Genomic DNA, 25,367 nt, shown 5'->3' on the forward strand with positions numbered 1-25,367 from the left:
CCATGCAGATATCGGATAGCAGCGCCGGCATGGCTGCTATCCGATAATGATATGGCTCCCAGCGAATTAATCATATTTCCAGTCTAGCCGGCCGTTTTAGACTGAGCGTCTGTTCCCCGAACTCCATCCTGACTTTACCCTATGAAAATCACTAAACTGACGACCTACCGTGTTCCACCGCGCTGGATGCTGCTGAAAATCGAAACCGATGAAGGCGTCGTCGGCTGGGGCGAACCGGTCATCGAAGGCCGCGCCCGCACCGTGGAGACTGCGGTTCAGGAGATGGAGCCGTATCTGATCGGCCAGGACCCGGCCCGCATCAACGACCTGTGGCAGACCATGTACCGCGCCGGCTTCTACCGTGGCGGCGCCATCCTGATGAGCGCGATCGCCGGTATCGACCAGGCGCTGTGGGACATCAAGGGCAAAGTACTGGGCAAGCCGGTGGTCGAACTGCTGGGCGGCCTGGTGCGCGACCGCATGAAAATGTACAGCTGGGTCGGCGGCGACCGTCCGTCGGACATCATCGAACAAATCCGCACGCTGCAAAAGGGCGGCTTCAACACCTTCAAGATGAACGGCACCGAAGAATTGGGCATGCTGGACACCTCGGCCAAGGTCGACGAAGCGGTGCGCCGCGTGGCCGAGATCCGCGAAGCCTTCGGCACCACCATCGAATTCGGCCTGGACTTCCACGGCCGCGTGGCCGCGCCGATGGCCAAGACCCTGCTGCGCGAGCTGGAACAATTCCGTCCGCTGTTCGTGGAAGAACCGGTACTGGCCGAGCAGGCCGAGTACTACCCGCGCCTGGCCGAGATGACCTCGATCCCGCTGGCCGCCGGTGAGCGCATGTACTCGCGCTTCGAATTCAAGAACGTGTTCGCGGCCGGTGGCCTGTCGATCGTGCAGCCGGACCTGTCGCACGCCGGCGGCATCACCGAGTGCCTGAAGATCGCCTCGATGGCCGAAGCCTACGACATCACGTTGGCGCCGCACTGCCCTCTGGGCCCGGTCGCGCTGGCGGCCTGCCTGGCGGTGGACTTCGTGTCGTACAACGCCGTGCTGCAAGAGCAGAGCATGGGCATCCACTACAACAAGGGCGGCGAGCTGCTGGACTACGTGATCAACAAGGAAGACTTCAAGATCGTCGACGGCTACTGCAACCCGCTGCCGAAACCAGGCCTGGGCGTGGAAGTGGACGAAGAGCGCGTCATCGAAGCCGCCAAGAACGCGCCGGACTGGCGTAACCCGGTATGGCGCCACGAAGACGGCAGCGTCGCCGAATGGTGATCGCGCCCCGCCTCCGCATTTGCGCGGCGGTGGTGGCAAGCGTGCTGGCCACCGGCTTTGCCGGCGCCGGCACGTTGTCCATCGACGCCAGCGCGCCAACGCCCGCCCCGCTCAACGCCGCGCTGCGGCTCGGCACCGCCACCGCGCCAAATGGCGCCACGCTCGGCGCCAACGCCCGCTACCTGACCCGCAACGGCGCCCCATGGCTGCCGGTGATGGGCGAATTCCACTACAGCCGCACCCCCGCCTCGCAATGGGAAGCGGAACTGCGCAAGATGAAAGCGGCCGGCATCGACATCGTCGCCAGCTACGTCATGTGGAATCACCACGAAGAAGTCGAAGGAAAATTCGACTGGTCCGGCAACCGCGACCTGCATCGCTTCATCGAACTGGCTGGCAAGGCCGGGCTGGATGTCGTGGTCCGAGTCGGCCCGTGGGCGCACGCCGAAGTGCGGTTCGGCGGCTTCCCGGACTGGGTGGTCAACGCCATGCCGACGCGCGGCAACGATCCGCAGTACATGCGCTTCGTCGAGCGCCTGTATGGGCAGATCGGCCAGCAGCTCAAGGGCCAGCTGTGGAAAGACGGCGGCCATGTGATCGGCATCCAGCTGGAAAACGAATACAACATCGATGGTCCCGGCAAAGGCGCGGCACACATCGCCGCGCTGAAAAAGCTGGCGCTCAAGGCGGGCATGGATGTGCCCTACTACACCGTCACCGGCTGGGACGGCACCATCTACCCGACCGGCGAAGTGACGCCGGTATTCGGCGGCTATCCCGACGAGCCTTGGGGCGTTAGCACCAAAGAGCTGCCGCCGAAAGAAACCTATGCCTTCCGCTTCGACACCCGCGTCAGCGGCGACCTGGGTGCGCAGACCGCGGCCCACGCGCCGGGCACCGCCGAAACCGACAAGGAGGTCACGCCATTCCTCGGCGCCGAATATGGCGCCGGACTGCCGTTCATGTATCGCCGCCGCACCGTGGTATCGGCCGACGACATCGCCTCCATGCTGCCGGTGCAGCTGGGTTCCGGCGTCAACCTGATGGGTTACTACATGTTCCACGGCGGCCGCAATCCGCTGAGCCTCGGCGGCACCGGCATGGAAGAAAGCTCCCTCAGTGGCGGCTACAACGACACCACCATGATCAGCTACGACTTCCAGGCGCCACTCGGCCCGGATGGCCAGCAGCGCAAGGTGCTGGAGAAGCTGCGTCCATTCCACCTGTTCACGCGCGCCTTCGGTTCACGCCTGGCGCCGATGACCGTGCGCAAGCCGGACGTGTCGCCGGCCAAGCCAGATGACCTGAGCACCGCGCGCTTTGCGGTGCGCAGCGAAGGTGAACGCGGCTTCCTGTTCGTGAACAACCACGTGCGCCAGTACGACATGGCTGCGCAGAAGACGACGCAATTCTCGGTCAAGTTACCGGGCCAGCAGATCACGCTGCCGAGCAAGCCGGTGGACATCGCCAACGGCGCTTACTTCATCTGGCCGCTGAATTTGGACCTCGACGGCACCAACCTGCACTACGCCACCGCCCAGCCTTTGACGCTGCTGGATCAGGGCAAGGCAGGCCTGGTGGCGGTATTCGGCGCCAATGCCGGCGTGCCGGTCGAGCTGTCGTTCGATGCCGGAACACGTGTTACGGCGGCAGGCGGTGCACAAGTTGCCGCCAGCGCCGGCCACACGCTGGTCACCGGCGTGCAGCCTGGCGCTGGCGCGGCGGTGACGGTGCAGCGCGACGGCAAGCGTCCGCTAACCATCGTGGTGCTGACGGCGGAACAATCGCAGCAACTGAGCGTGGTGCAGCTGGCCGGCCAACAGCGGCTGCTGCTTAGCGCCGACCAGGCCTACGTTGACGGCAACGCGCTGCAACTGCGTTCGGTCGGCGACAGCAAGTTCCGCTTCGCGATCTACCCGGCACTGGTGAATGCGCCAAAAGCCACCACCACCGGCGCGGCGTGGAATGCCAAGCCGGCGGCCAAGGCTGCGGCAGCGCCGTCCAACGCCGGCGCGTATGCGGCTGTGGATGCGCCGACCGCCACCGTCGCCCTGCGCGCGGCCGGCAACGACGGCATCTTCCAGGCGTTTGAAGCGACGCTGCCTGCGCACGAGATCAAAGCTACTGTCACGCAGACCCGCAACGCGCAAGAAGCGGCGCCTGTGGTTATCGGCGGCAGCGCGAAAGCGGCCATCCAGCCGGCGCCGGAAAACTTCAAGGCCGCCGGCGCATGGCAGATCAACGTCCCGCGCGAGCAGCTGAAAGGTTTGGACGACGCCCTGCTGCAAATCGACTTTGTCGGCGACATCGGCCGCCTGTATGCAGGCACCCGCATGTTGGACGACTGGTACTACAGCGGCTATCAATGGCAGTTCGGCCTGCGTCAGCAAGCCGCGCTGCTGGACCAGCCGCTGACCGTATCCGTGTTGCCGCTCCGCGCCGATGCGCCTATCTACCTGCCCAAAGAGGCACGCCCCGATTTCGGCGGCGCGAAGCAGATGGCAACCGTGCGCAGTGTGACGGTGATTCCAGTGTATCAATTACGTATCAACCCATAATAACGATATAAATCGAATGGAGACAGGATATGAAACGTACTTTGTTGGTTGCCGCGGCGCTTTGCGCTGCGGCCTGGGCGCATGCCGCTGATCCCGTAAAAATCGGCTTCCTCGTCAAACAGGCGGAGGAGCCGTGGTTCCAGGATGAGTGGCGTTATGCGGAAGTCGCCGCCAAGGAGAAAGGCTTCACGCTGGTGAAGATCGGCATCCCCAACGGCGAAAAGACCATGGCGGCCATCGACAATCTGGCGGCGCAGAAGGCACAAGGCTTTGTCATCTGCGCGCCGGACGTCAAGCTGGGCAAGGCCATCGAACGCGCGGCCAAGCGCAACAACCTCAAAGTCGTTTCAGTCGATGACCGTCTGGTCGATGGCAGCGGCAAGCCGATTGAGTCCATACCTCACATGGGCATTTCCGGCTACCAGATCGGCAAGCAGGTCGGCGAAGGCATCATCGCCGAAATCAAGGCCCGCAAATGGAATATGGCGGAAGTCGGCGCAATCCGCGTCGCCTACGACCAGCTCCCGACCGGCAAGGAACGCACCACCGGCGCAGTCGATGCGCTGAAAGCCGCCGGCTTCCCGGCCGCGAACATCATCGACGCTCCCCAAGCCAAGACCGACACCGAGAACGCCTTCAACGCCACCAACATCGCGCTGACCAAGAACGCCAAGTTCAAACACTGGGTGGCGGTGGGCCTGAACGATGAAGCGGTACTCGGCGCCGTGCGCGCCGCCGAAGGACGCGGCATCAAGGCCGACAACATGATCGGCATCGGCATCGGCGGCGCCAAGGCCGCGGAAAATGAATTGAACAAGCCGCAGCCAACCGGCTTCTTTGGCTCGGTGATGATCAGCGCTAAGGAACACGGCTACCAGACCTCCGTCAATCTGGTTAACTGGATCAACGGCAAAGCCACGCCACCGGCTGAAGTGCTCACCAAAGGAATGTTGATGACCCGCGCCAATCAGGCCGAGGTCCGCAAAGCGATGGGCCAGTAGCCATGGCCGCATATCTGGAATTCGACCATGTGTGCAAATTCTTCCCCGGCGTGAAGGCGCTGAACGGTGTGAGCTTCGCAGCCCACGCCGGTCAGGTGCATGGGCTGCTGGGCGAGAATGGCGCAGGTAAGTCAACACTGTTGAAAATACTCGGCGGCCAGTACAAGCCGGATGGCGGCCGGCTGCTGGTGGATGGGCAGGAGCGCCACTTCACCAGCGCCAAGGATGCAATCCGCGCCGGCATCGCCATCATTCACCAGGAATTGCAGTACGTGCCCGAACTGACAGTGGCGGAGAACGTGCTGCTGGGCCGCATGCCGTCGCGCTTCGGCTTTCTCGACAAGGCGCGCGCGCATCGCATCGTGGCGGAGAAGCTAGCCGCCATCGGCGTAGACCTGTCGCCAGCTGCGCGGCTGGCCGACCTGTCGATCGCGCAGCGGCAGATGGTGGAGATCTGCAAAGCCATCATGCAGGACGCGCAGGTGATCGCGTTCGATGAACCCACCTCCTCGCTGTCGCACCGCGAAACCGAAATCCTGTTCCGCTTAGTGAAAGAGCTGCGCGCCGATGGCCGCACGCTGATTTACATTTCGCACCGACTGGAAGAGTTGTATGAGCTGTGCGACGCCTGCACCATCTTTCGCGATGGCCGCAAGATCGTCACGCATGAGGTGATGGCCAACGTGCCACGCGATCGGCTGATCAGCGATATGGTCGGCCGGGAACTAAGCGATATCTACGATTATCGAGAACGTCCGCATACGCAAGCGCGCCTGCAGGTACAAGGCCTCGATGGCAAGCATATTAAAGGACCGCAAAGCTTCAGCGTCCATGGTGGCGAAGTGCTGGGCTTCTTCGGCCTGGTGGGTGCGGGACGCAGCGAGTTAATGCGCCTGCTGTACAACGCCGATGCGCGCAGTGCCGGCACGGTGCTGCTGGATGGCGCGCCTGTCGCCACTGGCGGTCCGGCGGATGCGATTGCCGCCGGCATCGTGCTGTGCCCGGAGGACCGCAAGGAGCAAGGCATTCTTGCTACGGCGTCGGTGGCGGAGAACATCAACATCAGCGTGCGAAGGAATGATCTGCGTGGCGGCGTGTTCCTGCGCCACAAGCGCGAAGCGGCGCTGGCGGATGAATTCATCGCCCGTCTGCGCATCAAGACGCCCAATCGCCAGCAGGAGATACGTTTGCTCTCAGGCGGCAATCAGCAGAAGGTGATTCTGGCGCGCTGGCTGGCGGAGCCGGGCCTGAAGGTGCTGATACTCGATGAGCCGACGCGCGGCATCGACGTCGGCGCCAAGAACGATATCTACCGCATCATCCATGAAGTGGCGGAACGCGGTTGTTGCGTGATCGTGGTGTCGAGCGAACTGCCGGAAGTGCTGGGCATCGCCGACCGCGTAATCGTCATGCGCGAAGGCGCCATCTGCGGCGAACTGTCGCGCGCAGACGCCAACGAAACCGAAGTCCTGCGCCTCGCCCTGCCTGACGGCGCCACGCCAGCCGCCGCCACCTCCACCACCGCGCCGGCCGCCTACATCGAATCGCCTGCCCAACCTACACGGAGCATCGCATGAGCGTCTCTCAACTCAATCCCGCCGCTGCGGCCTCGCCGCTAATCTCGCGCCAATGGCTGTCGGAATACAGCATGCCGCTGGCCTACCTGGTGCTGTTCGCCGTGTTGTCGGCGACGGTGGAAAATTTCTTCTCCGTGACCAACGTCATCGGGCTGATGCTGTCGGTGGCGCAGATCGGCATGGTCGCCTGCACCATGATGCTGTGCCTTGCCTCGCGCGATTTCGACCTGTCGGTCGGCTCCACCATCGCCTTCGCCGGCGTGCTGGGCGCCATCGTGCTGGAACATAGCGGCAGCGTCGCCATCGCCGTCGCCGCCGGCCTGGGCGCCGGTGCGCTGATCGGGGCCCTCAATGGCGTCCTGATCGCCTACCTGCGCGTGAACGCATTGATCGCCACCCTGGCCACCATGCTGATGGTGCGCGGCCTGGCCTTCATCGTCTCCAAAGGCCAGGCAGTCGGCATCAACGACGACAGCTTTATCGACTTCGGCGACACCCGCATCTTCGGCCTGCCGCTGCCGGTGCTGGTGGCCGGCGCCTGCTTCGTCGTCTTCGGCATCCTGCTCAACCAGACGGTCTTCGGCCGCAACACGCTGGCCATCGGCGGCAATCCAGAAGCCGCGCGGCTGGCCGGCGTGCGCGTCGAACGACTGCGCGTGTGGATCTTCCTGCTGCAAGGCGTGGTAACCGCCATGGCGGGCCTGATCCTCGCCTCACGCATTACCAGCGGCCAGCCGAACGCGGCGCAAGGCTTTGAGCTGGACGTGATCTCCGCCTGCGTGCTGGGCGGCGTCTCGCTCCAGGGCGGCAAGGCGCGCATCTTCGGTGTGCTGATCGGCGTGCTGATTATGGGGACTGTGGAAAACGTCATGAACCTGCTGGACGTCGACGCCTTCTACCAATACCTGATGCGCGGTCTGATTCTGCTGGTCGCGGTGCTGCTCGACCAGCTCAAGACGCGCGGCGAGCGACGTTGAACCACGGCGCGGCGGCCTGCGCAAGGTCGCCGTCGCCGTCTCGCCAGGCAATCACGCCATCCGGGCGCACCAGCAATGCGCTGTATCCCAGCCGGTCCGGCACGCTGCCCGTCACGTACTTGACGGCATGCGAAGTCGCCCAACTGCGCAGCGCCGGATCGGCGTCGAAGTCCAGCAGCATGCCCAGCCCGTCACGCATCAGTGCCTGCACCGTCACGCCATCAATTTCAAAGTTAGGTACGCTGTTGGTGGTGATACCCCACACACGGCCGGCAATGTAGGTCGCGCCGTCGCGTGTCTTGATCAAATCACGGAAGATCGCATGCAGCGCGCTGGCTTCCGGGCCAGGACGCATGATGGCAACCTGCGCGCGCGACCAGTCCAGCACACGCACGCCCAGCGGATGGCGTTCGGCCTCGTAGCTGTCCAGCAGACCGTCCGGTGCATCGCCGCGTATGGTGGCGGCCAGCTTCCAGCCTAGGTTCATCGCGTCGCCAAGTCCCAGATTGAGGCCCTGCCCTCCCAGCGGAGAGTGAATGTGCGCGGCATCGCCGGCTAACAGGATGCGGCCATTGCGGTAGCTGGTGGCCTGGCGCGCGCGGTCAGTCCACGTGGTGGCGACGTGCAGTGCGCTGATGGTGATGTCGGTAGCCGAAATCCTGCGCAACACCGATTGCACGTGCGCCAGCGTGACCGCCTCGCCGCGCTGATGAAACGCGCCGCCATCAAAATCCTGGATAGCCAGGTAGCCGGGCTGCGTTTGAAAGTACATGCCGCGCGGCGTAACGTTGCGGCCGGAATTAAGCAGCTCCGGATTGGCGAAATCCACCTTCACCGTGTAGCCGGTGAATTCCGGCTCGGTGCCGGCGAACTCGAAACCGCCCTCCTTGCGCACCACGCTGCGCGCGCCGTCGCAACCCACCAGCCACAGTCCCTGGAAGCTGCTGTAGCCGGCCTTCACCGTAACGCTAGCATCATCCTGCTCAACGCCAGTCACGCCCACGCCACGCCGGATCTCAACGCCCAGCGCCTGTGCGCGACGCGTCAGCACCGCTTCGGTCTCCGCCATTTCAGAGATCATATTGGTGGGCGTGGAACTGGGCAGCCGATGCGGCCACTGTGCGGTATCGATATCGCCATACAAAAACGGAATACCAGCAAAATGCCCCGCCTGCGCCGAGCCCACATGACCAAACGGATTTTTGACACGTTTAGGCACTTCCAGCTGGTCGAGCAGGCCGCGACGATCCAGCGCCTCAATCGACGGCGCGTTCAGACCTCGTATGCCAAAGGGCATCTGCTTCAACGGCGAGTGCGGATCTTCCGCCTTCTCCAGAATCAGTACGGAACAGTCGGCCAGCGCCAGCTCGCAAGCGAGAAACAGGCCGACCGGACCGGCGCCTGAAATAATGATGTCATAAGTTTTCATGCCCGCAAGTCTAAATTCTGCGGGCCAGGCCGGATTGTACAAACGCGACAAAAATTACGGTCTTCGCTTGCGCGCGAACGCCGCCGGCGTCATGCCGCTGTAGCGCTTGAAATCGCGGCTCAGGTGCGACTGGTCGGTGTAGCCCAGCGCCTGCGCCAAGTCGGCAAGCTTGATGTCCGGCTCGGCCCACAGCCGGTTACGCGCCTGTTCAAAGCGCATCAGGCCGGACACGTCCTTCACCGTATGCCCGGACGACTGCTTGAACTTGCGCTCCAGCGTGCGCACCGTCGCATGCGCCGCTGCGGCCACCTCGCTGACCGGCAGCACGCCGCGCGCCTCCAGCATCGCCGCGCCGGCCTTGAACAGCGTAGGATCCAGCGCTGCCGGCTGTGCGCCGTTGAAGTAATCCGCCAGCAGCGCCACCGCATCCTCGATGCGCCCGTCAGCCACGCAGGCTTGCAAAGCCGGTTGCAGCGCCGCCACCGGATGCTCGAACGCGCGCAAGCCATCCCTGTCCGCCGGCAGGCCGAGCAAATCGAACACGGTCCACGGATAACAGCGGACGCCGATCACCTCCAGCACGTCGTCGGTGGTCAGATGCAGCGGCTGGTTGAGCAAACCCATCAGGAATGGCGACGGCAGTGGCTTGCCATCCAGATAACAGCTACCGAAGTAAAAAATGATCTCCGCATACCCATCCGGGATGATTTCGAAGCGCGGTCCATGGTCGGCGCGGCGGGTGTGCCAGAAGCACCGGATGGCGCCGCGCAACGGCTCAGGAGGCGCAAATTCGCGGTGAAGATCATGCATTGTAGTCATATCGATACTATTTTCATGTTTATTTGATGCTTCGCAAGCTTGTGCGCCTTGAAATGGACCGAGGTCGTCCCTATAATTAGCACTCGTTACGGTGGAGTGCTAACAGCACCCAGCTCAACTTTCCGTCGTAGCAATCTGATTGAAACGACAACCAACTGTACCATTGTTAAAAATTAAGGAGTTTTGTATGAACCTTCGCCCTTTGAACGATCGCGTAATCGTCAAACGCCTCGACCAGGAAACCAAAACTGCGTCCGGCCTGATCATCCCTGATGCGGCTGCTGAAAAACCAGATCAAGGCGAAGTCCTGGCGGTTGGCAATGGCAAGATCCTGGAAGATGGCAAAGTCCGTCCTCTGGATGTCAAGGTAGGCGACCGCGTCCTGTTCGGCAAATACGCCGGCCAGACCGTCAAGATCGACGGCCAGGAACTGATGGTCATGCGCGAAGAAGACATCATGGCGATCGTCACCAAGTAATTCCTGGTCCCGACTGATCCCACTCAACACCTCAAGGAGCAATAAACATGGCAGCTAAAGAAGTTATTTTCGGCGACGCAGCGCGCGCCAAAATGGTTGAAGGCGTGAACATCCTGGCTAACGCCGTTAAAGTCACCCTGGGCCCGAAAGGCCGCAACGTTGTGCTGGAACGTTCGTTCGGCGCCCCTACCGTCACCAAAGACGGCGTATCCGTTGCCAAAGAAGTTGAACTGAAAGACAAGCTGCAGAACATGGGCGCGCAAATGGTCAAGGAAGTTGCTTCCCGTACCAGCGACAACGCCGGCGATGGCACCACCACCGCAACCGTGCTGGCCCAGGCCATCGTGCGCGAAGGCATGAAGTTCGTTGCCGCCGGCATGAACCCGATGGACCTGAAGCGCGGTATCGACAAAGCTGTTGCAGCGACCGTCGAAGAACTGAAAAAAATCGCCAAGCCAACCACCACCTCGAAAGAAATCGCCCAGGTCGGCGCGATCTCGGCCAACTCGGACACCTCGATCGGCGAGCGTATCGCTGAAGCGATGGAAAAAGTCGGCAAAGAAGGCGTGATCACCGTGGAAGACGGCAAATCGCTGAACGACGAGCTGGACATCGTTGAAGGTATGCAGTTCGACCGCGGCTACCTGTCGCCATACTTCATCAACAATCAAGAGAAACAAGTTGCCGCGCTGGACAGCCCATTCGTCCTGCTGTGCGACAAGAAAATCTCGAACATCCGTGACCTGCTGCCGGTACTGGAACAAGTCGCCAAAGCTGGCCGTCCACTGCTGATCATCGCTGAAGACATCGAAGGCGAAGCACTGGCTACCCTGGTGGTCAACAACATCCGCGGCATCCTGAAAACCGTTGCTGTCAAAGCTCCTGGCTTCGGCGACCGTCGTAAAGCCATGCTGGAAGACATCGCTGTGCTGACCGGCGGCCAGGTAGTTGCTGAAGAAATCGGCCTGACCCTGGAAAAAATCACCCTGGAAGAACTGGGTCAAGCCAAGCGTATCGAAGTCGGCAAAGAAAACACCATCATCATCGATGGCGCTGGTCAAGCCGCTAACATCGAAGCGCGCGTCAAGCAAATCCGCGTGCAGATCGAAGAAGCGACCTCGGACTACGACCGTGAAAAACTGCAAGAGCGCGTGGCCAAGCTGGCCGGCGGCGTTGCCGTGATCAAAGTCGGTGCTGCTACCGAAGTTGAAATGAAAGAGAAAAAAGCCCGCGTGGAAGATGCACTGCACGCTACCCGCGCTGCCGTGGAAGAAGGCATCGTGCCAGGCGGCGGCGTTGCCCTGCTGCGCGCTCGTGCGCTGGTACAAGGCCTGAAAGGCGACAACCCAGACCAGGACGCAGGTATCAAGATCGTTCTGCGCGCCATGGAAGAGCCACTGCGCATGATCGTGCAAAACGCTGGCGAAGAATCGTCGGTAGTGGTTGCTGCTGTGTTGGCTGGCACCGGTAACTACGGTTACAACGCTGCCAACGGCACCTACGGCGACATGGTTGAAATGGGCGTGCTGGATCCAGCTAAAGTCACCCGCTCGGCACTGCAAAACGCAGCGTCGATCGCTGGCCTGATGCTGACCACCGACTGCATGATCGCTGAAGTCACCGAAGACAAACCAGCCGGCGGCATGGGCGGTATGGGTGGCATGGGCGGCATGGGTGGCATGGACGGCATGATGTAATGTTGCCGGCCGGCTGACTTAGCCTGCCAACAAGAGCCCGCGAAGCTTCGGCGACGCGGGCTTTTTTGCATCTGCTAAACTGATGCGCATGAAATTATTCCCTCTTTTGCTCGCCGCGCTGCCGGCCATCGCACTGGCGCAGGACGTGCCGCCGGTGCTGCATCCCGACCAACTGAATGCCATCCACGCCGCGCCCGGCGTCACGCTGTGGGAACTGAGCGGCCGCACCGCGCCCCCCGGCGCCCGCAGCGACAAGGTCAGCGTGGCGCTGTTCCGGCTCGAACCCGGCAAGGCCAGCGCGTGGAGCCACAACAAGCTGGGCGAGGAATCGTTCTTCGTGCTCAGCGGCGAGGGCGAGGTCTGGACCGACAGCAAGGTGCAGGCGGTGAAGCCTGGTTCCTACATCGTCATCCAGCCCAGCACGGTGCGCTCGATCCGCGCCAGCAAGGGCGTGCCGCTGACGTTCTACGCCGTCACGTCGCCCGCGTGGAGCAGTGACGATGACGTCCTGACCGCCGCGCCTGTCGGCGCCCCAAAATAACCGCCCGACCGCTATCGTGGCGCGTCCCAAAGGCGCTTTCGGACTACAATCTGCGTTCCCATGAACTTCGCCTGAAGGAGTACAGCATGGAAACACAAGAACTGCACCGTGGCCGCTTGATCGACCATATTCACCTGGTCGTGTCCGACCTTCCCGCTACGCAAAAATTCTATATCGCCGTGTTTGACGTGCTGGGCATCCCACTGGGTGGCGCCGGCGACGACTATTTTTGGGCTGATGAGTTGTTCGTGTCGACCGCGGACAGCGATGCGGCGCTAGGCGTGCTGACGGGCCGCCATCACCTGGCGTTTCAGGCCAGCGACCGCAAGATGGTGGAGGCGTTCTACCACGCGGCCCTGGACGCCGGCGGCAAGGACAATGGCGCACCGGGCGAACGTCCCTACCACCCCGGGTACTTCGCCGCCTTCGTGCTCGACCCGGCCGGCAACAACATCGAAGCGGTGTTCCACGGTGAGGCCAAGCGCAGCGCGCCGTCCGTGCGCATCACGTTCTAACGGTGGCGAGGCCATTCCGCGCGCAACTGGCGCAGCAACTCCTCGCCATTGTCCGGGTACATTTCCGGATCGCGCTCTTTCAGGATGGTACTCGCTTCACTCATGGCGATGGAGTAGTGCCGGATGGTCTGTTGATCCAGCTGATCAATTTCTTTTTGCTGCTCGGCTTCGATGCCCGCCAGAATTGCGAGCGTTAGCGCCCGACTCTCCGGGCCAGGCACGCAATCGGGATGATCCGTAAAGATATCCAGTCGCATTTCCTTAGGCCACGCCGCATGCTCAAATGCTCGCCGAACGTAGAACATTGCTTCGATAGCTGTGTCATAAGGTACTGATTCAACATAAGCAAGTATGTTCATGTCATCCTCCCTGTTACAGTTCAATCGCATCGAACAGATGACGTGGCAGATCCGTGATGATGTATTCCTCGGATAACGAACTGGCCCTGTTTCTGATATCAACCAACTTCACTCTGCCGGTAACAGGATGCAAGGGAATAACAAACATTAGTGGCACAAAATCTGATACGTGAGCAAACCGTGCTATCCGTTTGATTTGAAGGTATTGCGATCGCGTTATGATACCAGCCGCGCGCTTGATGGCTGCTCCATGTTCAATTCCGTCCCGCACGTCCGCTATCTTTGCCGAGTGAAGGTCGCCAGCGTCGACATCCCTTTTGAGACTCCAATAGATAGCGCGGGGATTCGAACTCGGCGGGATCGAGTTGGGCAGGCTGAACACAGATTCCGCGTCGAAGAAGGGTGCGCACCAGGCGTAATGTCGCTGGCCATAATAATGCTGGCAGATCTGGTAGGACAGCCACGTACTGCAGGAATAATAGATGCGCTTGCTGTTCATGTCGCCACCTCCTCCTGCGCTTGTAGCACAACGAAGCGTGGCGGCGACTGAGGCTGATCAACTCAGGCGTCGCTGTACGCGTCTTCGAGTTCTTCGCGGCGCGGGGTGTCGGCGATGTGGAGGATGAGGGTGTCTTGCAGGTCAGCCGGATGGGACGCGCGGTGGCGGGCGAACCAGAACACTTCTTCCAGATCGTCATCCTCATGCGCGGTGACCAGCACGCGGTGCTGTTCCGCCACGTCTTCGTAGTTGACGGCTTCCAGCGCCGCATCCTCGACCGCCTCGCGCCATTGTTCGCTGTCCTTGCCCCACACCAGCACATACAGGCTGCCGGACTCGATCAGCCAGCGGCTGATGTCCCACATGGTGGTTTCCTGCACTTCAACATCGGCGACAAGAATGGTTTTGAACGCACGCAGGCCTTCCAATACAGGAAGGTCGGCGTCCGGGTGAAAGTGAAAATATTTAGGTGCTGGAGTTTGCATGGCGGCGGGCTTGTACTAAAGCCCGCATTTTAGCCGAAGCGCGCCGCCGGCACGCCGGCAACGTCAACCCGTACCGCAAACACGGCGCCGGTCAGCGGATGAGCGGCCAGTTGCTCGGGCGTGTTGTCCTCGCTGGCGGTGGTGATGAACAGCGTTTTCAGATCGTCGCCGCCGAAGGTGCACGAGGCCGGATTGCGCACCGGCACCGCGATGGTCTCCAGTAACTCGCCATCCGCCGAGTAACGGCAGACGCGGCTGCCACCCCATTGCGCGATCCACACGCAGCCTTCGCTGTCGACCGTCATGCCGTCCGGTGAACCTTCGCCATCGCCGAACTGGCGCCATACGCGCGGCTCGCCCAGCGTGCCGTCGGCCGCCAGCGGATAGGCGTAGGTGCGGCCTTCGTAGCTGTCGGTGTGGTACATGGTGGCGCCGTCCAGACTGAAGGTCGGGCCGTTGCAGATGTGATAGTCGTTCTCGGTAGCGTGCAGCTGATGATCGGTATCCAGGCGGAACAGCGTGCCGATCGCTTGCGCGTAATCGGTGTTGTGCATCGAACCGGCCCAGATACGGCCGGCGCTGTCGACCTTGGCATCGTTCATGCGCAGGCCGCTATCCTCGGGGAACGGACGGTGCAGATACGCGATGCGCAGCTCAGGCTCCAGCCACACGCGGGCAATGCCGTCGCGCAGGCCGGCCATGAAGCCGTCGCCGTCGCGGCGTGCGATCAGCCAGCAGATGTAGTCCGGCATGGCCCAGCTGTAGCGCTCGCCGCTGCCGACATCGACCGCGTGCAGGTTCTGGCTTTTCAGGTCGACAAAGTACAGGCGGTTCTGTTCCGCCACCCACAGCGGGCCTTCGCCCAGTTGTGCGCCCAGGTCCCACAGGCACTGCACATCATGCTTGCTCATCAGTTCGGTTCCTCAGATTAGAGAGCCGCCATCATACGGCCAAAGCGCGCCAGGTGCTAACGAACGCTTCCGCGCGCTCCTTCAGCTGCTCCAGCGTCACGCCCGGGGTGTACAGCGCGCCGCCGATGCCGAAACCGGTGGCGCCGGCCTTGACCCAGTCGGCCATGGTTTCCGGCGACACGCCGCCCACCGGCCACACCGGCGTACCAGCCGGCAGCACGCTCTTGAGCGCCTTGATGCCGCCGTGGCCAACCGACTCGGCCGGGAAAATCTTCAGCGCGTGGGCGCCGGCGTCCAGCGCGGCAAACGCCTCGCTTGGCGTCGCCACGCCTGGTGCGCAGTACATGCCCAGTTCGGCCGCGCGACGGATCACCGCCGGCACGCAGTTCGGCGACACCAGCAGGCGGCCACCGGCTGCGAAGACTGCGTCCACGTGATCGACGGTGAGCATGGTGCCACCGCCGACCAGCGTATCGGGCAGTTCCAGCGCGACGATGGCGGCGATCGCCTCAAGCGCGCCCGGACGGTTCAGCGGCACTTCCAGCGCGCGGAAGCCAGCCGTATGCAGCACCTTGGCGACATCCACCGCTTCGGCGGGATTCAAGCCGCGCAGGATGGCAACCAGCGGCGTGGCAGGATGGGTAACAGTAGTCATGGTCAGGCTTTCAGGAATTGGGAAATGGCGGTGCAATACACCGCATGTGGGTCGAGCACCTTACAGTTCAAGCCGAAATGCTGCGCGGCCAGCGCATAGCGCGCCGCCAGCGCCGGCGAACCGATCACGGCAATGCCCTGCCCTTCGGCCGCACGCGCCGCAGCGGCGAACTCGGCGCCGATCAGCAGGCCGCTGACGGTGGCCGCCGCCTGCTGTGCCGGCGCCGCGCGCGACACCACGCCGGCGCGCACGCGGAACAGACTATTCGACAGCGGTTCGTTGCGCGCCGCCTGATTGAGGCCGGTGGCAAAGCCGTCGGCGTCGGCACTGTCGCCGCCCATCATCGACGACAAGGTGCCGCCCTTGGACAGCATGGAAAACAGTTCGCCGGTCATGTAGGTGGCAAACGACTGGATCACGCCGTCACGCAGCAACACCCACTTGCTGTGGGTGCCGGGCAGCACCAGCCAGCCGTCGCGGTGGCCCTGCGCGACCGCGCCCAGCAGCTGGGTTTCCTCGCCGCGCATCACATCGGACGAAGCACCGTTGCGGTACACATAGCCCGGCACGATGGTGGCACGGCCGGCCCAGGCCGGATCGGTGACGGCCGCCAAGTGCTGCGGCAACTGCGTCAGCGGCACCGAGGCGTCGAGGTAATCGACCTCCTGCCAGCCGGAGGCGCTGCCCACCATGCCGGACATGATCACCGGCACGTCGGCCGGCAGTTGCATCGCGTCCAGCAGACCGGCCAGCGAGGCGCCAAACTGGTCGCGTCCGCCCACGGCCAGCATGCCCTGGCCGTCTTCATGCTCGGCCAGGCAGGCGCCCGATTGATCTATCAGATAGGCGCGCCGGTTGCTGGTGCCCCAATCGATTCCCACAATATTCTTGTTCACAGGCATATCCTTTACTGATGCTGCGACGATGGTACGAAAATCCGCCCTCAACAGCCAATGAATTATCTCGCCGGAGTAATACCAAAATAATATAGGGAAGCCACGAAACATTATCGACAAAGCAATGCAAAACGCGTAAAAAAAGAGCAAAAGTTGCCCCTAAGATGCCTTTGGTTTAGTATGGCCGACTATAAAATCAGTCTTCTGAATCCCCCTCATGGAATTAAGCAAGCAGTCTTCCCGCAAACTGGTCATCGCCGGCGTCGCCACGGCGGTTGTCGCGCTGGGCTTTGCCGCCTATTTTGCCAGCGCCCCGTCAGCCGAATCGCAGGTCGTGGTCAAGGTGCCCGCAGCGTCGTCGGCCAGCGCCAGCAGCGCAGCCGTCGCCAAGAAGCCGGTCCCGGCCGCGACGCCAGCACGTCCGGCCGAGATCAAGGACCCGGCGCCACCGCCTGAGCCGCGTGCCGTGCGCACCAAGGAACAAGGCGCAGCGGCTTTGATGTCGCTGCCGGAACTGCAAGCCTGGTCGGCGCTGATTGAGAAAAACACCAACGGCAAGGCCCACGGCGGCCTGCTGGAATACGATCCGGTGCCACGCAAGCTAAACGGCAAAAACTACTGGCAGTTCAGCTTTGTGGAAAACAGTGCCGAGTCGGCGCTGCGCTGGGAAAGCTTCCTGGTGTCGTCCAGCGACGATGAGATCCTGGTCGAAGACGGCGCCAACGACGAAGTCATCAGCCTGGCGCGCTGGCGCCGCGAAAAGCATCCAGCCAAGCGCACCGCATTCGACAGCCAGCCGGCCAACTAAGCCGCTTTCACCCCTACCGGCGCCGCCGCTGGCGCGGCGCCGCGTACCTGCCCGACCCACAGCACCGTCAACAAGGACAGCCCGGCCGCAATCCAGCCGTTCAGACCGTAACCGGCGATGTGGCCCGACGCCTGCGTATGCAAGGTTAGCCCGCCCAGCAACGCGCCGACGCCGGTGCCCACTTGCTGGATCGCCGCGTTCGCGCTGAGGAAGGCGCCGCGTCGTGCCGGCTCCGGCACCGTGGTCATCAGCGCCTGCATCGGAATATTGCGGCCCGACGCCAGTACCATGAAGAACGGGAAGAACAGCATCACGCCCACCAGCGGCAGCACCGGCATATGGGTGATGAACAGCACCGGCAAGATGAACAGCAGCGAGACGATGCGGTACACCTTCTGTGCGCCGTAACGGTCCGACCACGTACCGATGCGGCGCGCGGTGAAGAAAGTCGCCAGGCCGCCGGCCAGATAGACATAGGTGATCTCGGCCGGCTGCAAGCCGACGTTGTTGACCAGCACCGGCGAAATAAACGGAATCACCATCATGCCCGTCATCATGTTGACTACCGACAGCAGGAAGGCCTTCAGATGCTCGCGCTTCTTGTACAGCGCGAGCAGGTTGGGCAGCACCGCCGACAACGGCGTGTTGTTCGGCATATGGCTGTCCAGCGCCGGCAGCACGCGCGCCGCCAGCAGCAGAATCGGCAGCGAGCAAATGACCAGAATATAGAACGGCGACGCCCAGCCGTAATGCGCGGCCAGCATCACGCCGGTCGGCACGCCCAGCACCGAGGCCATGCTGAACGACGTCATCACGATGCCGGTGGCGGCGCCACGGCGGTTGGCCGGAATCAGGTCGCCGATGATGGCCATGACGATGGCGCCGAGGATGCCGCCACTCAAGCCGGCAAAGGCGCGCGACAGCACCAGCACATGGAAGTTCGGCGCCGCCGCGCACGCCAGGTTGGACAGCGTAAACAGCGCAAACACCACCAGCAGCAGCTTCTTGCGGTCGAAGCGGTCGATATACATCGCCGCCGCCAGCCCGGATATGCCGGCGCACCAGGCGTAGGCCGAGACCGCGCCCGACACCGCCGCCGGCTCGATGGCGAACGCCCGCATCAATTGCGGCGCCAGCGGCATCATCACCATAAAGTCCATGATGACGGTGAACTGCGTCAGCGCCAGCAGCCACAGCACGATGCGCTCGCGCGCCGGTGTCAAAGGCAGCGCGCTGCTCATAGGGCGTTAATGTCCACCACAGCCTGGCGCAGGATGGCGCGGATCTGCTCGATCCGTTCCGGGCTGTGGTTGCTGGCGCGGGCCTGCTCGATGGCGGCATGCTTGAGCTCGTGCATGGCGGTGCGCAGGCCTTCGCGGTGCTCGTCGCCTTCCGCCAGGCGCGCCAGGATGGCGTCGACAAACTGGCGGTTCTCGGCCAGGAAAGCCTCGCCTTCCGGGGTGATGGTGTGCAGCTTCTTGTTGCCGTCCGGCGAGGCCAGCACGTGGCCCATGTCCAGCAGCATCGACAGCAGCGGATAGATCGCGCCCGGGCTCGGCGAATAGCCGCCGCTGGAACGCTGCTCCAGCTCCTTGATGATTTCGTAGCCATGGCGCGGCTTCTCGGCGATCAGTTGCAGCACGACATAGCGCATGGCGCCGGCGTCGAACATTTTCGGTCCACGGCCACGGGGACCGCCGCCATGGCCAGGGCCGCCATGGTGTGGGTGATGGCCGTGCGGGCCGTGTGGACGGTGGTGGTGATGAAATCCAAACATGGTGAAACTCCTTTTAAGATATAACTTATTTCGATATATCTTAACCTATTCTTTCAGAACCTCAAGTACCGATTTGTAACAGCGCGAAATAATTAATGAGATTGATTCGCATTTACTATTCTTTACATACGCCTTACAATTGCAGGATTTACATGCGTACGGGGATCAAAATGCGGTTGAAGATGAAAGCGGTAAGTATTGCAGTGTGGTCGGCGTTCGCCCTGGTGGCACATGCGGAAGACGATCAGCAGTTGCAGGTAATCAAAGTGGTGGGCGCGCGCGACGACGGCAGCAACTACGTGGCGCGCAGCTCGGGCGGCGCCACCAAGACCGATATGGACCTGAAGGACGTGCCGCAAACCGTCAACGTCATCCCCGCCGCCGTCATCAAGGATCTGCACGCGACGTCGCTGCAAGACGTGCTGAAGACCGTGCCGGGCGTCGGCCTGTCCACCGGCGACGGCCAGCGCGACCAGGTGTTCATTCGCGGCTTCACCGCCATCGGCGACCAGTTCGTCGACGGCTTCCGCGACGACGCGCTGTACTTCCGCGACCTGTCCAACATCGAGCGACTGGAAGTGGTCAAAGGACCGGCGGCCGTGCTGTATGGCCGAGGCTCATCGGGCGGCCTGGTCAATCGCGTGACCAAGAAACCGGGCGCCGACGTCAACGACATCGCCGTCAGCCTGAGCGACCACAGCGGCCGCCGTGGCGAGATCGACTTCGGCCGCGCCGGCGACACCGTGGCCTGGCGTCTGACCGGCGCGCGCGAAAAAGCCGACAGCTACCGTTCGCAGCAATTCCTCGACCGCACTGCCCTGGCCCCATCGGTGGCGCTGCGCGTGTCGGCCGACACCAAAGTGCTGCTGCAAGCCGACTACCTGGAAGACCGCCGCCTGACCGACTTCGGCATCCCGTCGTACAACGGCCGCGCGGTCGACGTCGAGCCAGGCCGGTACTACGGCGCCGCCAACGCCCGCCAGGCCGACTACAGCCAGTCGCGCGTGGTCTCCGGCGCCGCCACGCTGACGCACCGCGTCGACGCCAGCCTGTCGCTGCGCAACGGCTTGCGCTATTACGACTACACGCTGGACCGCAACAACACCAACATCTCAGGCAACGTCAACGAAGTGGCCGCCACCATGTCGCTGGCGCACGCCAAGCTGGCGCGCGTGGAACACGGCTGGTCCAACCAGACCGAGCTGACGCAAAAACTGACCACCGGCGGCATCCAGCACGAACTGCTGTACGGCGTGGAATTCGGCCAGCAACGCAAGGATGCGTTCACCAACGCCGCCGTGGTGGTGGCCACCAATGTGTCGATCTTCAACCCGGTGCTGCCGCAGGTCGATCCGGCCAAACTCGGCGCGCGCACCGACACCTTCGGCACCTACAAAACCTCGGCCGCCTATCTGCAGGATGCCCTGGTGTTCAGCGATGAATGGAAGGCGCTGGCTGGCGTGCGCTACGACGGCTTCAAGCAGGAATCGCGCATCGTCAGCCCGGCCGGTGTCGCCACCAGCCTGAGCCGCACCGACAACGCCTGGAGCCCGCGCGCCGGCCTGGTGTGGCAGCCGAGCCAGCAGCAGTCGTACTACGCGTCCTGGAGCCGTTCCTTCCAGCCGAGCGGCGAGAACTTCGCGCTGGCCGCCAACAATGCCGACCTGGCGCCGGAAACCACGCGCAATGCCGAAGTGGGCGGCAAATATGACCTGTGGGGCGGCCGCGCCAACGCCACCGTGTCGCTGTACCGCCTGGAGCGCGACAACATCAAGATCACCGATCCGCTGACCAACCGCATCGTCCCGATCGGCAAGCAGCGCTCGGACGGCCTGGAGCTGACCTTCAGCGCCGACCTGGGCAACGCCTGGAAGGTGCTGGCCGGCTACGCCTACACCGACGCCACCGTGACCGAATCGGTGGCGGTCGATACCAGCGTCAACCAGCCCGGCAAAACCGTGGGCGCGCAGATTCCGGTACAAGGCAAGCGCGCCACGCTGACGGCACGCAACAGCGGCAACCTGTGGCTGACCAAGGAATTGGGATATGGCTTCAAGGCCGGTAGCGGCATTAATGCGGTTGGCAGCCGTTACGCCAACACCGGCAACACCGTGGTGCTGCCGGGCTATATCACGGCGGACGCCATGCTGGCGTACCAGGCGAGCAAATATGAAGTGCAGCTGAACCTGAACAACATCGGCGACGCGCGCTACATCGTCTCCGGTCACGGCTCCAGCCCTAACCTGAGCTTGCCAGGTTCGCCGCGCAGCATCGCCTTGACGCTGCGCTACAAGCTGTAATTAACCGTCCAGGTGGGAGATCATCAAGCGGCGGTTGTCGGCCTCGCCGTTGTTGCTCTTGTGTTCGACCACCAGGCGGGCGTTTTGCGTGTCCAGCGAAATGCCGACCGACAGGATGTCGATCAGCAGCAGTTGCAGGATGCGCGAGATCATCGACAGGAAGCTGGTGCTGTCCTCGGTGTGATCGACCGCCAGGCAGACAGTGGCTTTCTTCGCCAGCGGCGAGTTGCTGGAGGTAATGGCGATGACGTCGGCGCCGGCGGCGCGCGCCGCATCCACCGCCGCCAGCAAATCCGGCAGCTTGCCGGAATTGGAGATGGCAATCACCACATCGCCCGGATTCAGCAGCTCGGCCGCCAGCGTCAGCAAGTGCGAATCGCCATACGCCGATGTCGGAATGCGGAAGCGGAAGAATTTGTGCTGGCCGTCCAGCGCCACCACCCGCGAATTGCCCATGGCGTAGAACTCAACCCGCTTGGCCTTGGCCACCAGCGCAATCGCCTTGTCCAGCGAGCGCACGTCCAGCTGGTCGCGGAATTTCAAAATCGCCGACACCGTGTTGTCGATCACCTTGGCGCTCAGGTCGTGCGTGCTGTCGCTGACGCGCACCTGGCTGTGGCGCACCGGAATCGCGCCGGTCAGGCTGCTGGCGAACTTCAGCTTGAAGTCGGCCAGGCCGAGGAAGCCCAGCGAACGGCAGAAGCGAATCACGGTCGGCTGGCTGACTTCCGCCATGCGCGCGATATCGGCGATCGGCTCGTTCAGCACCAGGCGCGGCTGCTCCAGCACCAGCTGCGCCACGCGCTGCTCGGCCGGGGTCAGCTCGTGTTGCAGATGCTGCACGCGCTCCATCAGCGTGTTGGCGCCGCTGCGGCCGCGCAGGTGTTCCGACAAAATCGTCGCCACGCCGTAGAACGCCGGATTCGGCGTGGTAATCACGTAAGTCGGAATCTCGGCCAGGTAGCTGGTGAAGCGGCCCTTGGCCTCAAAGCGCGCGCGGAACGGCGACGAGGCGAACCATTCGCCCAGACGCGGCACGATGCCGCCGCCGATGAACATGCCGCCGAACGCACCCAGCGTCACGGCCAGGTTGGCGGTGGCGCCGCCCAGCATGGCGCAGAAGCATTCCAGCACTTCCAGGCACAGCGGGTCTTTGTCGGTCAGCGCGCCGGAGATGATTTCCTGCGAACTCAGATCGCGCACCTGGCGGCCGTTGCGCTTGGCGATGGCGCGGTAGATGATTTCCATGCCGGGGCCGGAAATCAAACGCTCGGTCGACACGTGCGACCAGGTTTGCCATGCATATTGCAGGATCGCGTATTCGCGCTCGTCGGCCGGCGCAAAGTTGGTGTGGCCGCCTTCCGAACCGAGCGTGACGAAACCGTCGACGGTCGGAATCACGCCTGACACGCCCAGACCGGTGCCCGGTCCCAGCACGCCGATCACCGAATTGGTGGCCGGCTTGCCGCCGCCCACCTGCATTAAATCGGCCGGCTTGAGGCCCGGCAGCGACATCGCCAGCGCGGTAAAGTCATTCACCACCAGCAGCGTGTGCAGGCCGAGCGCGCGGCGCACTTCGTCGGTGGAGAATTCCCAGTCGCGGTTGGTCATGCGGATGTAATCGCCGCTGACCGGGTTGGCCACGGCCAGCGCCGCGTGGTTCAGGTTGACGCCGGCGTGGTCCGACAGATACGAACGCAGCATCGCCACGATGTCCGGATAGTCGTCGCACTTGAGCACGCGCACGGCGCGGAACTCGCCGGGCGCGGTCTGCAAGGCGAAGCGGGCATGGGTGGCGCCGATGTCGGCCAGCAGGCGCGGGCCGTCGGCGAAGGCGGTACGATTCAGTTTTTGATCCACTTCAGCTTGTTTCATTGTCGGTTCAGTCCAAACAGTTGGCGGAAGCATACCTGAAATACCTGATGTTAAGAAGGAAATCCCCTTAGACCGCGTAGCCGAACCAAGCGCCGTACGGCGGCAGCTGGACCTTGCCGTCCGCTGCGGTGCCCGGCAGGCCGTAGCCTTGCAACTGCTCGGCGCCGGCGCTGGCCGGCAGGTCCACCGTCTGCGCTTCGCCGCTCAGGTTGAACACGGCGAAGATGCTGCGCTGGCCGGCCAGGTCGCGGCGCAATGCCAGCACCTGGTCTTGCGTGTCGAAGAAGGCGATCTCGCCGCGCAGCAGTTGCGGATGCTGGCGACGCCAGGCGGTGAAGGCGCGGGTGAAGGCCAGCGACGATGCCGCGTCCGCCTCCTGCACCGAGGCCGCCTTGGCCAGATGGTCCGGCGACACCGGCAGCCATGGCTTGCCGGTGGTAAAGCCGCCGTTGGCGCCATCGGTCCAGGCGATCGGCGTGCGGCAACCATCGCGGCCTTTGAACTCCGGCCAGAAGGTGATGCCATACGGATCTTGCAGCAACTCGAACGGCACGTCCGCTTCGGCAAAGGCCAGCTCGTCGCCCTGATACAGGCACGGCGTGCCCTTCAGCGACAGCTGCATCGCCAGCGCCAGCTTGGCAAACGCCTGCGGCGCCGACGGCCCGCCCCAGCGCGAGGCCACACGCGGCACGTCGTGATTGCCGACCGACCACGAGGCCCAGCCGCCCTTCACGCGTTTTTCAAACTGCTCCACCTGCTCGCGGATGTAGTGCGACGACAGCAGGTTGACCAGCAGGTTGAAACTATAGGCCATGTGCAGCTTGTCGCCGCCAGCGGTGTATTCGGCCATGGTGGCCAGCGAATCGTCGGAACCGACTTCGCCGATCGACACCGCCTTGTATTCATCCAGCAGCGCGCGCAGCTTTTGCAGGAACGGTACGTTCTCCGGACGGGTCTTGTCGAAGTCGTGCGCCTGCATGCCGTACGGGTTGACGTCAGTGACGGTGATCGAGTCGCGGTTGGTGGCCGGCGGATTGTCGCGCAGCTGCTGGTCGTGGAAGTGGTAGTTGCAGGCGTCCAGGCGAATGCCGTCGACGCCCCGCTCCAGCCAGAAGCGCAGCGCATCCAGGTGCGCTTGCTGCACCGCCGGATTGTGGAAGTTCAGTTGCGGCTGGCTGACCAGGAAATTGTGCATGTAGTACTGGCGGCGGCGCGTATCCCACTGCCAGGCCGAACCGCCGAACACGGACAGCCAGTTGTTGGGCGGGTTGCCGTCCGGCTTGGGATCGGACCAGACGTACCAGTCGGCTTTCGGATTATCGCGGCTGGAACGGCTCTCCTTGAACCACGCATGATCTTCCGCAGTATGCGCCATCACCTGGTCGATCATGATCTTCAGGCCCAGGCTGTGCGCCTTGGCGATCAGCGCATCGAAGTCGGCCAACGTGCCGAACAGAGGATCGACGTCGCAGTAATCGGCGATGTCGTAGCCGAAGTCTTTCATCGGTGATTTGAAGAAAGGCGAAATCCACAGGATGTCCACGCCCAGCGATGCGATATAGTCCAGCTTTGCCGTAATCCCCGGCAGATCGCCCACGCCGTCGCCGTTGCTGTCCATGTAGCTGCGCGGGTAAACCTGGTAAATGATCGCGTCGCGATACCAGTCTGGGGAGTGGGGGGACACTTGAGTAAGTTGCTTAGTCATAAGAAAATCCGGGGTTGGCTGGGCGGTCACACATTTTTGTAGAGAATATACAGCACGAAAACAGATTTTTCAATCCGCACCCAGTCACACTAAAATAGCAAACAACCCTTTAAAAACAAAAACTTAAGAATTCCAACCGGGATTCTTTAGATAAAAAATAGTAGTCAAACTACACAACATCAGGAGTGAAATACAGTGAGCAACAACGGCAACGG

At 62.8% G+C, this 25,367-nt stretch carries 23 protein-coding genes; 11 read left to right on the top strand and 12 right to left on the bottom strand.

Annotated features, from left to right (window positions below; all coding sequences use genetic code 11):
• Positions 1–141: 141 nt before the first annotated feature.
• Genes dgoD through araH form a run of 5 tightly spaced genes read left to right on the top strand, consistent with a single transcriptional unit; the run spans position 142 to position 7,403 of the window.
• Positions 142–1,290 carry a galactonate dehydratase gene (gene dgoD, locus HH213_RS05070; RefSeq protein ID WP_169111156.1) on the top strand — a complete coding sequence of 383 codons (1,149 nt, stop codon included), beginning with the start codon at positions 142–144 and terminating at the stop codon, positions 1,288–1,290.
• Positions 1,284–3,848, top strand: coding sequence for a beta-galactosidase (locus HH213_RS05075; RefSeq protein ID WP_169111158.1), 2,565 nt, complete (start codon positions 1,284–1,286; stop codon positions 3,846–3,848). Before dgoD ends, HH213_RS05075 begins: the two co-directional genes overlap by 7 nt.
• A 29-nt stretch (positions 3,849–3,877) precedes the next feature.
• Positions 3,878–4,849 (top strand): arabinose ABC transporter substrate-binding protein, encoded by a 972-nt coding sequence (locus HH213_RS05080; RefSeq protein WP_110844877.1) that lies wholly within the window; start codon positions 3,878–3,880, stop codon positions 4,847–4,849.
• 2 nt (positions 4,850–4,851) lie between these two features.
• A complete protein-coding gene (araG, locus tag HH213_RS05085; protein WP_169111160.1) occupies positions 4,852–6,426 on the top strand; it encodes an L-arabinose ABC transporter ATP-binding protein AraG in 1,575 nt (524 codons plus the stop codon).
• Positions 6,423–7,403, top strand: coding sequence for an L-arabinose ABC transporter permease AraH (gene araH / locus HH213_RS05090; protein WP_110844879.1), 981 nt, complete (start codon positions 6,423–6,425; stop codon positions 7,401–7,403). The genes araG and araH overlap by 4 nt, the downstream gene beginning before the upstream one ends.
• Here araH and HH213_RS05095 read toward each other — a convergent pair.
• Both HH213_RS05095 and HH213_RS05100 read right to left on the bottom strand, forming a co-directional pair.
• Positions 7,378–8,832 (bottom strand): FAD-dependent monooxygenase, encoded by a 1,455-nt coding sequence (locus tag HH213_RS05095; protein ID WP_169111162.1) that lies wholly within the window; start codon positions 8,830–8,832, stop codon positions 7,378–7,380. The genes araH and HH213_RS05095 overlap by 26 nt on opposite strands.
• A 54-nt stretch (positions 8,833–8,886) precedes the next feature.
• Complete coding sequence (locus HH213_RS05100; RefSeq protein WP_229263304.1) at positions 8,887–9,642, bottom strand: helix-turn-helix domain-containing protein; 756 nt, start codon at positions 9,640–9,642, stop codon at positions 8,887–8,889.
• 196 nt (positions 9,643–9,838) lie between these two features.
• Between HH213_RS05100 and groES the strand changes: the two genes are divergently transcribed.
• The 4 genes from groES (at position 9,839) to HH213_RS05120 (ending at position 12,882) form a co-directional block, all read left to right on the top strand.
• Positions 9,839–10,129 carry a co-chaperone GroES gene (gene groES, locus HH213_RS05105; protein WP_026637491.1) on the top strand — a complete coding sequence of 97 codons (291 nt, stop codon included), beginning with the start codon at positions 9,839–9,841 and terminating at the stop codon, positions 10,127–10,129.
• A gap of 47 nt (positions 10,130–10,176) precedes the next feature.
• Positions 10,177–11,826: a chaperonin GroEL gene (groL, locus tag HH213_RS05110; protein WP_110844882.1), complete on the top strand. Its 1,650-nt coding sequence runs from the start codon at positions 10,177–10,179 to the stop codon at positions 11,824–11,826.
• Between the two features lie 88 nt (positions 11,827–11,914).
• The gene (locus HH213_RS05115; RefSeq protein WP_169111166.1) at positions 11,915–12,367 is read left to right on the top strand and encodes a cupin domain-containing protein; all 453 of its coding nucleotides are present in this window, start codon (positions 11,915–11,917) and stop codon (positions 12,365–12,367) included.
• A gap of 86 nt (positions 12,368–12,453) precedes the next feature.
• Entirely contained in the window at positions 12,454–12,882 is a 429-nt protein-coding gene (locus HH213_RS05120; protein ID WP_169111168.1) for a VOC family protein, read from the top strand.
• Here HH213_RS05120 and HH213_RS05125 read toward each other — a convergent pair.
• The 6 genes from HH213_RS05125 to HH213_RS05150 all read right to left on the bottom strand — a co-directional run bounded on the left by HH213_RS05125 (position 12,879) and on the right by HH213_RS05150 (position 16,693).
• A complete protein-coding gene (locus HH213_RS05125; protein ID WP_169111170.1) occupies positions 12,879–13,241 on the bottom strand; it encodes a hypothetical protein in 363 nt (120 codons plus the stop codon). The two genes, HH213_RS05120 and HH213_RS05125, sit on opposite strands and share 4 nt — an antisense overlap.
• 13 nt (positions 13,242–13,254) lie before the next feature.
• Entirely contained in the window at positions 13,255–13,740 is a 486-nt protein-coding gene (locus tag HH213_RS05130; RefSeq protein WP_169111172.1) for a hypothetical protein, read from the bottom strand.
• A 62-nt stretch (positions 13,741–13,802) separates the two neighbouring features.
• A complete protein-coding gene (locus HH213_RS05135) occupies positions 13,803–14,225 on the bottom strand; it encodes a DUF7684 family protein (protein ID WP_161054294.1) in 423 nt (140 codons plus the stop codon).
• A 29-nt stretch (positions 14,226–14,254) separates the two neighbouring features.
• A complete protein-coding gene (locus HH213_RS05140; protein ID WP_169111174.1) occupies positions 14,255–15,136 on the bottom strand; it encodes an SMP-30/gluconolactonase/LRE family protein in 882 nt (293 codons plus the stop codon).
• 31 nt (positions 15,137–15,167) lie between these two features.
• Complete coding sequence (locus tag HH213_RS05145; RefSeq protein ID WP_169111176.1) at positions 15,168–15,791, bottom strand: 2-dehydro-3-deoxy-6-phosphogalactonate aldolase; 624 nt, start codon at positions 15,789–15,791, stop codon at positions 15,168–15,170.
• 2 nt (positions 15,792–15,793) lie between these two features.
• The gene (locus tag HH213_RS05150; protein WP_371875694.1) at positions 15,794–16,693 is read right to left on the bottom strand and encodes a 2-dehydro-3-deoxygalactonokinase; all 900 of its coding nucleotides are present in this window, start codon (positions 16,691–16,693) and stop codon (positions 15,794–15,796) included.
• Positions 16,694–16,904: 211 nt separating this feature from the next.
• On the opposite strand from HH213_RS05150, the gene HH213_RS30040 reads away from it, so the two are divergent.
• Positions 16,905–17,495 carry a hypothetical protein gene (locus HH213_RS30040; protein ID WP_229263305.1) on the top strand — a complete coding sequence of 197 codons (591 nt, stop codon included), beginning with the start codon at positions 16,905–16,907 and terminating at the stop codon, positions 17,493–17,495.
• Here the strand turns inward: HH213_RS30040 and HH213_RS05160 are convergent.
• Entirely contained in the window at positions 17,492–18,736 is a 1,245-nt protein-coding gene (locus HH213_RS05160) for an MFS transporter (protein ID WP_169111180.1), read from the bottom strand. The genes HH213_RS30040 and HH213_RS05160 overlap by 4 nt on opposite strands.
• Positions 18,733–19,272 (bottom strand): PadR family transcriptional regulator, encoded by a 540-nt coding sequence (locus tag HH213_RS05165; RefSeq protein WP_169111182.1) that lies wholly within the window; start codon positions 19,270–19,272, stop codon positions 18,733–18,735. Before HH213_RS05165 ends, HH213_RS05160 begins: the two co-directional genes overlap by 4 nt.
• A 170-nt stretch (positions 19,273–19,442) precedes the next feature.
• Between HH213_RS05165 and HH213_RS05170 the strand changes: the two genes are divergently transcribed.
• Positions 19,443–21,572: a TonB-dependent receptor gene (locus HH213_RS05170; RefSeq protein WP_169111184.1), complete on the top strand. Its 2,130-nt coding sequence runs from the start codon at positions 19,443–19,445 to the stop codon at positions 21,570–21,572.
• On the opposite strand, the gene HH213_RS05175 is transcribed toward HH213_RS05170, so the two are convergent.
• Together HH213_RS05175 and HH213_RS05180 are read right to left on the bottom strand one after the other, a co-directional pair.
• A complete protein-coding gene (locus tag HH213_RS05175; protein ID WP_169111187.1) occupies positions 21,573–23,447 on the bottom strand; it encodes a glucokinase in 1,875 nt (624 codons plus the stop codon). It abuts the gene before it with no gap.
• 67 nt (positions 23,448–23,514) lie between these two features.
• Positions 23,515–25,152: an alpha-glucosidase gene (locus tag HH213_RS05180; RefSeq protein WP_169111189.1), complete on the bottom strand. Its 1,638-nt coding sequence runs from the start codon at positions 25,150–25,152 to the stop codon at positions 23,515–23,517.
• Between the last annotated feature and the right edge of the window lie 215 nt (positions 25,153–25,367).

Origin of the sequence: Duganella dendranthematis, from assembly GCF_012849375.1 — a bacterium.
In the GTDB taxonomy this organism is placed as follows: Bacteria; Pseudomonadota; Gammaproteobacteria; order Burkholderiales; family Burkholderiaceae_D; genus Rugamonas; species Rugamonas dendranthematis.